Annotated in this window: 7 protein-coding genes; 4 read left to right on the top strand and 3 right to left on the bottom strand. The window is 40.0% G+C overall.

Annotated features, from left to right (window positions below; translation table 11 throughout):
* Positions 1-128: 128 nt before the first annotated feature.
* From BM141_RS00650 to cutB, 3 genes are all read left to right on the top strand, one after another.
* The gene (locus BM141_RS00650; protein ID WP_091538551.1) at positions 129-617 is read left to right on the top strand and encodes a (2Fe-2S)-binding protein; all 489 of its coding nucleotides are present in this window, start codon (positions 129-131) and stop codon (positions 615-617) included.
* Positions 610-2,976, top strand: coding sequence for a xanthine dehydrogenase family protein molybdopterin-binding subunit (locus tag BM141_RS00645; protein ID WP_091538335.1), 2,367 nt, complete (start codon positions 610-612; stop codon positions 2,974-2,976). Before BM141_RS00650 ends, BM141_RS00645 begins: the two co-directional genes overlap by 8 nt.
* 97 nt (positions 2,977-3,073) lie before the next feature.
* The gene (gene cutB, locus BM141_RS00640) at positions 3,074-3,919 is read left to right on the top strand and encodes a glyceraldehyde dehydrogenase subunit beta (protein WP_091538333.1); all 846 of its coding nucleotides are present in this window, start codon (positions 3,074-3,076) and stop codon (positions 3,917-3,919) included.
* A 137-nt stretch (positions 3,920-4,056) separates the two neighbouring features.
* Here cutB and BM141_RS00635 read toward each other — a convergent pair whose 3' ends face one another.
* The 3 genes from BM141_RS00635 to porX are packed head-to-tail and all read right to left on the bottom strand — an operon-like array spanning position 4,057 to position 7,990.
* Positions 4,057-4,992: an NAD(P)-dependent oxidoreductase gene (locus BM141_RS00635; RefSeq protein ID WP_091538331.1), complete on the bottom strand. Its 936-nt coding sequence runs from the start codon at positions 4,990-4,992 to the stop codon at positions 4,057-4,059.
* Positions 4,989-6,431: an aldehyde dehydrogenase gene (locus tag BM141_RS00630; RefSeq protein WP_091538329.1), complete on the bottom strand. Its 1,443-nt coding sequence runs from the start codon at positions 6,429-6,431 to the stop codon at positions 4,989-4,991. Before BM141_RS00630 ends, BM141_RS00635 begins: the two co-directional genes overlap by 4 nt.
* A gap of 5 nt (positions 6,432-6,436) precedes the next feature.
* Positions 6,437-7,990, bottom strand: a complete 1,554-nt coding sequence (porX, locus tag BM141_RS00625; RefSeq protein WP_091538327.1) for a T9SS response regulator signal transducer PorX — start codon at positions 7,988-7,990, stop codon at positions 6,437-6,439.
* 284 nt (positions 7,991-8,274) lie between these two features.
* On the opposite strand from porX, the gene BM141_RS00620 reads away from it, so the two are divergent.
* Positions 8,275-10,302: a GAF domain-containing protein gene (locus tag BM141_RS00620; protein WP_143090732.1), complete on the top strand. Its 2,028-nt coding sequence runs from the start codon at positions 8,275-8,277 to the stop codon at positions 10,300-10,302.
* Positions 10,303-10,313: the final 11 nt, after the last annotated feature.

Here is a 10,313-nt window from a genome sequence, read left to right as displayed (position 1 = left end):
TTTTTTAAATCCAATAAAATCTTTATAACTTACAAGCATAATTTTCTTTGCAAGTTTCTTCTTTCAACCTTATCATTTCTAAAGAAACTCACTTAATTACTAACAACTCATATCATAACATAGTAAATATGAATCTATCCATTCAAGTAGAAGTAAACGGAAAAAAACACAGAAGTACTGTTGAGGCTCGGCAGCTACTCGTGTATTATCTCCGCGACCAATTGCGACTGACAGGTACGCATATTGGTTGTGATACAAGCAGTTGTGGTGCTTGTACAGTCATTTTAGACGGCAAGGCTGTTAAATCTTGCACTATGCTGGCGGCGCAAGCTGACGGTTGCTCTATTACCACAGTAGAAGGACTTGCTCAAAATGGCGAACTGCACCCTATCCAAGAGGGTTTTCGTGAAGAGCATGGCTTGCAGTGTGGTTTTTGCACACCTGGTATGATTATGACCGCAGTGGACTTGCTCAATAAGAATCCTGAACCTACCGAAACTGAAATTAGGCATGCCTTGGAGGGTAATTTTTGTCGTTGCACAGGTTATCACAACATTGTAAAAGCTATTCAGTACGCCGCAACAAAAATGAAAGAAAAGGAGGTGGCTCATGTGTAGTTTGATAGGACAAGCTGTAAAACGTGTTGAAGACAAGCGTTTTATCACAGGAAAGGGCAAATATACAGATGATATTGTATTGCCTAACATGACTTATGCTTACATTATTCGTAGCCCGTATGCTCATGCTAAGATTTTGAAATTGGACACTTCTCAAGCCTTAGCTATGGAGGGTATAGTGGCTATTTTTACAGGAGAGGACATCGCCAAATCAGGGGTAAACGGTGTACCTTGTGGCTGGCAGGTGAATTTTAATACAGGAGAAACGATGAAAGAGCCTCCTCACCCGCTTTTGGTCAAAGATAAAGTTTTGCACGTTGGGGACTCTGTAGCAATAATCATCGCAGAAAGCAGAGCATTGGCAAAAGATGCCGCAGAAATGGTAGAGATTGAATATGAGGAACTCCCCTGCGTAACTGACCCCTATAAAGCCATTCAAAAAGGTGCGCCCGTAGTTCATGACATTGCTCCTGACAATAAATGTTATGTGTGGGAATTGGGCGATAGACAAAAAACAGATGATTATATGGCTAAGGCACATCACGTAACAAGTTTAGAGTTTGTCAATCAACGCCTTGTACCCAATGCCATAGAACCTCGTGCCGCTATTGGCGACTATGACGAAACCAATGATAGATATACGCTCTATACTTCTTCTCAAAACCCTCACTTAATCAGGCTCTTGATGTGTGCTTTTGTGCTTGGTCTGCCTGAACATAAGGTTAGGGTAATCGCCCCAGACGTAGGGGGAGGTTTTGGTAGCAAAATTTTCCATTACGTAGAGGAAGCCTTAGTTACTTGGGCATCTAAGCAAATCGGTCGCCCAGTAAAGTGGACAGCGGAACGCAGCGAAAGTTTTATTACTGATGCGCATGGACGCGACCACGTTACCAGAGCAGAAATGGGCTTTGACAAAGACGGAAAAATTATGGCTCTAAGAGTCAGAACTGCCGCCAACTTAGGGGCTTATCTTTCTACTTTCTCTACTTGCGTGCCTACTTATTTGCATGGAACGCTTTTGCAAGGACTTTACACTACCCCTGCGATTCACGTAGAGGTTACAGGGGCATTTACGCACACCACCGCAGTAGATGCGTATAGAGGTGCAGGTCGTCCCGAAGCGACTTATCTCTTGGAAAGATTAGTAGAAAATGGCGCAAGAGAGTTAGGCATAGACCCTGCCGAGTTGCGTTTTAAAAACTTTATCCCTCCTTTTGACGGAGTAAACCAACCAGGGTATCAGACCCAAGTAGCTTTGCAATACGACAGTGGGAACTATCCTGCAGTATTAGAAAGAGCCTTAGAAATGGTGGATTACAAGAATTTTAGGAAAGAGCAAGAGGAGGCTCGTAAAAATGGAAAATACTTAGGGATTGGCATTTCTACTTACATAGAGGCTTGTGGCATAGCTCCATCAGCAGTAGTAGGCTCGTTGGGTGCAAGAGCAGGGCTATTTGAGTCTGCCCAAGTCCGAATCCAGCCCACAGGCAAGGTCAGCGTTTACACAGGCTCGCACTCTCACGGACAAGGACATGAAACCACCTTTGCACAAGTAGTGGCAGACAAACTCGGAATCAGCATGAGCGATGTGGAAATCGTACACGGAGATTCTGATTCTGTAGCTTTTGGCATGGGAACGTATGGCTCTCGTTCTTTGGCAGTAGGAGGCAGTGCCATTGTAAAAAGCATTGACAAAGTTTTGGAAAAAGGAGCGAAAATCGCCGCCCACAAATTAGAGGCTTCGGTTGATGACCTCGAGTATGCAGGCGGAAAGTGGACAGTCAAAGGTACAGATAAATCTATTGGCTTTGGAGATATTGCCTTAACGGCTTATGTACCACATGACTACCCACAAGGTTTAGAACCAGGATTGGACTTTTCAAGTTTCTACGACCCTGCTAACTTTACCTATCCTTATGGGGCGCATATTGCAGTGGTAGAGGTGGATATAGAAACAGGAAAAGTTAATTTGAAACGCTTTGTGGCTTGTGATGACGTAGGAAACATTATTAATCCTATGATAGTAGAGGGACAGATACATGGTGGCGTAGTACAAGGCATTGGACAGGCACTTTTTGAGGAGGCTATTTACGATGACAACGGTCAGCTGCTCACAGGCTCATACATGGACTACACCATGCCAAGAGCTGATGATGTGCCTTCTTTTGAGGTGGACAGAACCATAACGCCCTGTCCTCATAATCCTTTGGGAGTAAAAGGTGCAGGAGAAGCAGGAACAATTGGCTCTGCCCCTGCGGTAGTCAATGCAGTACTTGATGCCCTTGCTCCTTTCAACATCAAAGACATCAAAATGCCACTTACGCCACAGAGAGTGTGGAAAGCAATACATGGGAAATGAGCAATTACTAATGATGAATTACTAATGATGAATTTTGATTTAGTAATTTCTAATTAGTGATTAGTAATTAAAAAATTATTAATTAGTAATTAAAGACATGATTCCATCAGAATTTGAATATATCAAAGCAAAAAGTATAGACGAGGCGATAGTTTTACTGCAAGAAGACGACAATGCAAAACTATTAGCAGGAGGGCACAGCCTTATTCCTGCTCTCAAATTGCGCCTCAATCGCCCTACAAAGTTGATTGACATTAGTCGTATTCCCGAACTCAAAGGTATTTCTCAGGAAGGCAATGAGTTAGTAATAGGAGCTATGACTACGCACTATGAAATTATGACCAATGACTTGGTAAGAAAGTACTTGCCTATCCTCTCCCAAGCAGCAGAACTCATTGGGGACGTGCAAGTTCGCAATGCAGGCACGCTGGGGGGGAGTTTGGCTCATGCTGACCCTGCTGCCGACTGGCCTGCTTCTATGCTAGCAACCGAAGCGACCATAGTAGTAGCTGGAGGAGGTGGAAAACGCAGCATTAAGGCAAGTGATTTCTTCACAGGCTTTTATACCACTGCCTTAGAGGAAGGAGAAATCATTACTCAGATTCGTGTTCCTATCCCTCCCGCAGGTACAAAGACTACTTACCTCAAGTTCATGCAACCTGCTTCTCGCTTTGCCATAGTAGGCTGTGCAGTAGTAGCAAAGGTCAATGGCGTATTTGATGATGTAAAAGTAGCTTTTACGGGTGTTTCCGACATGGCTTTCCGAGATACTGCGGTAGAGAATGCCTTGAAAGGTCAAAAAACAGACGAAGCGAGCATCATGTCAGCCGCTGCTATTGCCGCCGAGAGTGTCAATATCCTTTCTGACCACTTTGCTGATGAAGGCTACCGCAAGCACTTAGCAAAGGTGTATCTGAAAAGAGCATTGGTGAGCTTGGTGTAAGGAATAGGAGTATGGCTTTCTTAACTCACAAGTTTTAAGTGCATTGAAATCCTACAAGGTTTTTGCAATCTTGTAGGATTTTTCTACTAAGAACGTTTAGCATTGTTGATGTACTTATGCGATTTGGAGAAACTTTTTCACAAATCTAAACGTCTTATCTTTTCCACCAACACCTCATTAATCCTAATATAAGATTCTACTGTCCAGCCTGCTACATGTGGAGTGAAAAGAATATTGTCCATTGTTTTAAGGACTTCAAAAGCTTCTTTTTGTTTTTCTGTCATAGTAGCTAATTTTTCATTTTCCAATACGTCTAAGCAAGCACCTCTAATTTTCCCTGAGCGTAATTTTTCTTTTAATACCTGTAAATCAAGGAGTTCTCCTCTGGCAGTATTGATGATAAAAATATTTTTCTGAAAGTTATCAAAAAAAATAGCCGTAAAAATTTGCTTATTCTCTGGGGTCAAAGGAATATGCAAGCTAAAGATGTCTGCTTCTGCTTGGATTTGGGCTAAAGAAGATTTAATTACAAAGCTATCTGTAACTTTCTCATCGCAAAGGTCATACGCTAAAACCCGACAACCAAAACCCACTAACCTTTGAGCAAAAGCTCGACCCATGTTGCCATAGCCCATGATGCCTACGGTTTTGCCCATGAGTTCTATGCCTCGATTGCCTTCTCTATCCCAAACCAAGTTACGAACCTGCTTGTCTGCCAAGTTGATTTTATTGAATAAACAAAGCAACATTCCTACACAGTGTTCTGCTACAGCATCTCTATTGCCTTCGGGTGCATTCAGCAGGGCAATGTTTCTCTTTTGGGTTTCTTCTATGTCTATCTGGTCTAAACCTGCGCCTGCTCTGGCAATAAAACGCAATCGCTGGGCTTTTTCTAAAAATGGCTTATCTATTTTCAACTTACCCCTTACTACTATCCCTTCGTACTCTCCGATACTTGCTAAAACCTCTTCTTTGGTGATTTTAGGCTGATAATCTGCTTGGAAACCTATTTCTTGTAGCATGGGTAGTAGAGAGGAGTGCATTTCATCTACAATGAGTATTTTTTTCGTCATAATTTGATACAAATATTTTTTTCTTCCGTAAAAAATCGCAGGGCTTCAAATCCGCCCTCGCGCCCCAACCCTGAGTTTTTCATTCCTCCAAATGGAGTTCGCAAATCTCTTAATAGCCAACAATTTATCCAAATGATGCCACTTTGCAAGTGATGGGCTACATAGTGAGCAGTAGTCAAGTTTTCCGTCCAAATCATCGCCGCCAAGCCATAGGGCGTACAGTTGGCTAAGGCGACGGCTTCTTCTCTGCTCCCAAAAGGAATCAGCGTAACTACAGGTCCGAAAATTTCTTCTTGGTTAGTACGACAATCGGCAGAAAGCCCTTCAATAACAGTAGGTGCTATGAAAAAACCATTTTTACAACGACCTGATAGACTGATTGCCTTGCCTCCTGTCAAGATTTCTCCTCCTTCTTCTTGGGCTAAAGCAATGTAAGACAGCACTTTTTCTTGGTGTGCTTTGGAAACTACAGCCCCTAAGTCTGTACTTTCCTCTAAGGGATCGCCTACATTGAGTTGCTTTACTTTTTTTACAAACTCATCTCTAAACTGCTCATAAATAGATTTTTGTATCAAAATGCGTGAACCGCAAAGGCAAATCTGCCCTTGGTTGGCAAAAGAAGAACGCAAAGAAGTAGCCAAAGCGTTTTCAAAATTCGCATCGGCGAAAATGATGTTTGGGTTTTTCCCTCCTAACTCTAAGGAAATTTTTTTGAAAAGGGACGCTCCAGCCAAAGCAATTTTTTTTCCTGTAGCTGTGCCTCCTGTAAAGGAAATCGCTGGAATTTCCGGGTGTTCGGCTATGGCTTGTCCTATTTTGTGTCCGTATCCATGCACTATATTTAGCACTCCTTTGGGCAAGCCTGCCTCTATGCAAATTTGGGAAAGCAAGTAAGCCGTCATAGGAGTAATTTCCGAAGGTTTGGCAATCACACAATTTCCTGTGGCTAAGGCGGGGGCTATTTTCCAAGTAAACAAATACAAAGGTAGGTTCCAAGGGGAAATACAGCCTACAATGCCGAGTGGTTTCCTGAGCGTGTAATTAATCGCAATGGGATTAGTAAAATGAGATTCAGAAAATTCGTGCAAGATAGCTGTGCCGTAGAAATGAAAGTTGGCAGCAGCTCTGGGAATATCCATTGTTTTTGCCAAACTTAGGGGCTTACCGTTGTCTATGCTCTCTGCCAATGCCAACTTTTCGCTGTATTTTTCTATCAAAGTGGCTATTTGTACTAATAGCTTGGAACGCTCCTGTTGAGAAGTGCTTGCCCATGATGTGAAAGCACCTTTTGCCGCTTCCACTGCCAAAGCCAAGTCCCTTTCATCAGAATTAGGTATCAAGGAATACACCTCGCCAGTAGCTGGGTTTACATTCTCAATGTACTGCCGAGAAATAGGTAAAATGAGTTTCCCGTTAATATAGTTTTTGAGTTTCTCCACTTGCTTTATTTTGCACTAAGTTCTACAAAAGGAATGATGACTTCCTCCAAAGAGACGCCTCCATGCTGGAAAGTATCTTTATAATACTTGACGTAATGATTATAGTTGTTTGGATAAGCAAAGAAATAATCTTCAGTAGCAAATACGTAAGTAGTTGATACATTGACTTTTGGAAGGAAAAAGCGTTCAGGTCTGCGACACTCAAACACATACTTGTCATCATAGTCTAAGTTTTTTCCTTGTTTATAGCGTAAATTCGTATTAGTATTTTTATCACCTACTATCTTGTAAGGTCTTGTAGTTCTGATAGTTCCGTGGTCGGTAGTGATAATTACTCTACTATTTTTTTCTGCTAATTTTCTCAACAAATCCCAAAGTGGAGAGTGGACAAACCAAGACTTAGTCAAAGAGCGATACGCTGCTTCATCAGGAGCGAGTTCTCTAATCATTTCTGTATCAGTACGTGCATGAGAAAGCATATCTACAAAATTATACACAATCGCATTGAGTTGATTATGGTAAAGGTTATTCAAATTGTCCAATACCGTTTTTCCTTGACTTATATGAATTACCTTGTTGTAACTCATTTTGATATTAGCTAATTTATTTCTTTGGAGATTTTTTTGTAAAAATTCTTTCTCATGGTTATTTTTTGAGCCTTCGTCATCTTCCCCTAACCACAAATCTGGTTGCAAACGCTCCATTTCTGATGGCATCAGCCCAGAGAAAAGAGCATTGCGGGCATAGGCGGTAGTAGTGGGAAGAATAGAATAGTAAGTGCTTTCTTCTTTTACATTAAAGTATTCGCTAATAATAGGCTCTAAAACTTTCCATTGGTCGTAACGAAGGTTATCTATAACGATTAAAAACAAAGGGTTTTCATTAATCAGTGGGAAAACCTTTTTTCTGAGTAATTGATGAGAGAGGATGGGTTTGTCAGTATCCGCATCGTTGAGCCAGTCTTCGTAGTGGTCTTCTATGAACTTAGCAAAATTGACGTTAGCTTCTACTTTTTGCATTTGTAGTACATCAAACATGCTTTGGTGTTCGGTATTTTCTATCTCTAATTCCCAATAAACCAATTTTTTATATACTTCTGCCCATTCCTCATGGTTCATGGCATCGCTAAAAGCCATGCTGATATTTCGGAAATCTTGCTGATAGTTTTGGTTGGTTTTTTCTGTAATGATGCGTTTTTGTTCTAAGATTTTTTTGGCAGACAGTAAAATTTGATTGGGATTGACAGGTTTTATCAAGTAGTCAGCAATCTTTGCCCCGATAGCTTCTTCCATGATTCTCTCCTCCTCGTTTTTGGTAATCATCACTACGGGCAGGTGTGGACGCAAAGCCTTGATTTGAGCTAAGGCTTCTAAGCCACTCATGCCCGGCATATTTTCATCTAAAAAAACAAGGTCATAAATATTTTCTTCTACTTTTTCTACAGCATCAGCACCGCTATTCACTGCCGTAATGTCATAGCCTTTTTTAGAAAGAAAAAGAATGTGGGGCTTCAAAAGTTCTATCTCGTCATCAGCCCAAAGGATATTGTATCTTTGCATTGAGTTAGTAATAAGTTTTTAGTTATGTATTTTATGTCTTGCTTTGAGTATTTTATACGCTCTTTTCTACAAATGTAACAATTTAGAAGTTTAGAATATCAAACTTTTGTTGATTTCAAGCGCAATTCGTTAAGGAATAGCACATTTTCTGCAAGTTAAAAATTTATCTTTGTAGTAGAAAAACTTAATTTTTTTCATTTAACTTTACATTTGCACTCCCTTATCGTCAAAACTGTTTGGAAAGCATCAAAAAAGAGTCTGCTTTATTAATTTTTTTTGAATCAATGAAAGCATTTAAGGATTTAAACTTAGCAACCAAGTTTTCTCTCATTACCGCACTTTCGCTCAGTACGGTGTTTGCTATACTTATTATTGTTATTTATTACAATCAAAAGGCTAAAATCATAGAAGATGCAGATGCACGTTTTTTTACCCATTTGAGCGATTTAGTAAGTATCATAGACGAACAGAGAAAATCACAAGAAAATAAAGTAAAACAAGCGTTATTTGTCGCAGAAAAAATGATTCAAGAGCAAGGAGGGATTCGAGAAGGGGATTCGTTGATTAACTTTTTTTATATAGACCCTGCTACAGAAAAAAGGCAAAACGTCAAGGTCAAGGAATTATACATAGGAGAAAGAACTCTCCATTCAGATACTTTGTTAGCAGATGATTTTCAGACTATTACAGGTACGATGTTAGCCATAGAACAGTTTATACCCGCCGTAGGTTATACCAGTATTGTATCCTCGAAGATTCCTGCTTTTAATAACGTAAGAACGGTTGGTTCTGTTACTTTGCAAAAACCTATTGTAGAGGCACTGAATAATGATGCTTCCTATTTGGGTACATCTATCGGGACGATTTCTAAAAAAATTATCACTGTCGCTTGTAAACCCTTGAAAACAAACAAAGAATCAAAGTTAGCCTTGTATGCCTATGATGTACTTCAAGATGACGAGGGAATCAAAAAAAATATTATTCAAAAAGGCTACCTTGAGAAAGGCTTTGCTTATCTGATAAATGAAAACGGGGTCATTCTATTCCACCCCAGCCCTAAGGCTATAGGCATGGATTTGAAACAAATAAGCAAGGAGATGTTTGATTTCATGACAACTAATATGACGGGGCAGCACAAGTATATTTATACCGACCAAAATGAAGTAGTCAAATATAAATATTTCCAATTTTACCCTTCTTTCAATATGTTTGTAGCTATAGTTATTCCTGAAATGGATTTGTTGGACAAGCCATTGTCTGCTTTAAGGAACTTATTGATTATTGGGGCTATCTTTTCTATTCTGATTTGCAATTTTGCTATTGTCTTGCTTGCTAACAATTTCAGTACGAAACCTACTAAAAAAATATTGACCAAACTTAGTGCTTTATCAGAAGGCAAATCTGTTCTCAAAGAGGAGGTTACTCAAAAAGACGAGTATGGGCAAATTTTTATTGCGATGAACAGCCTGATAGAACGTCTAAATAAAGCGTCTCATTTTGCCAAAGAAGTAGGGAAAGGTAATTTTGGTGCAACACTGGAAGTCAGTGCCAACGATGAATTAGGAAAGGCTTTAGTAGAGATGAGAAATGACCTTAAAGAAGCTAACGAGCAGGAAACCAAAAGGCGTTGGATAAATGAAGGTATAACAAAGTTCAACGAAATCATTAGGCTGAACGCCAATCACATTCACGAACTTACTTTTCAGGTTTTGTCGGAACTCATCAAATATATCAATGCCAACCAAGGTGCAGTATTTTTGATAGAAGAAGATGAAGGTAAAGAACCTTGCTTAGAGTTGAGTGCTTGTTATGCTTATAAACGAAGGAAATATGCTAAGCAACGCATTTACCGCGGGGAAGGTTTGGTAGGGCAGACTTGGCAAGAAGGAGAAGAAATATATCTGAAGAAAATACCTGATAATTATATACGCATTGGCTCGGGACTCGGCGATGCCTTGCCTAACTGTTTGTTTATCGTTCCTTTGAAATTCAATGAGGAAATACAAGGAATTTTGGAAATAGCCTCTTTTAATCAATTTTCAGATACAGAAAGAGAATTTATCTTGAAAATAGTAGAATCGCTGGCAGCGGCTGTTTCCGTAGCAAAGTTTAATGAAAACACCAAAAAACTCTTGCAAGAATCCCAATACATGATGGAAAGCCTAAGAAGCCAAGAGGAAGAAATGCGACAAAATTATGAAGAATTGCAGGCAACCCAAGAGGAGATGTTTCGTAGGGAAATGGAATCCAAGCAAGAAAAAGAAGAACTTTTGGTCAAAATAAAACAGTTAGAAGAAAAATTAAAAACATAGCCTTGTATTTA

The organism is Thermoflexibacter ruber (assembly GCF_900113045.1).
Lineage (GTDB): Bacteria > Bacteroidota > Bacteroidia > Cytophagales > Thermoflexibacteraceae > Thermoflexibacter > Thermoflexibacter ruber.
This window is presented reverse-complemented; position numbering and strand designations above follow the sequence as displayed.

Coding starts and splice junctions, on each gene's coding strand:
- BM141_RS00645 (WP_091538335.1), top strand. CDS start 610: ATGTGTAGTTTGATAGGACAAGCTGTAAAACGTGTTGAAGACAAGCGT.
- porX (WP_091538327.1), bottom strand. CDS start 7,990: ATGCAAAGATACAATATCCTTTGGGCTGATGACGAGATAGAACTTTTG.
- BM141_RS00650 (WP_091538551.1), top strand. CDS start 129: ATGAATCTATCCATTCAAGTAGAAGTAAACGGAAAAAAACACAGAAGT.
- BM141_RS00620 (WP_143090732.1), top strand. CDS start 8,275: ATGAAAGCATTTAAGGATTTAAACTTAGCAACCAAGTTTTCTCTCATT.
- BM141_RS00635 (WP_091538331.1), bottom strand. CDS start 4,992: ATGACGAAAAAAATACTCATTGTAGATGAAATGCACTCCTCTCTACTA.
- cutB (WP_091538333.1), top strand. CDS start 3,074: ATGATTCCATCAGAATTTGAATATATCAAAGCAAAAAGTATAGACGAG.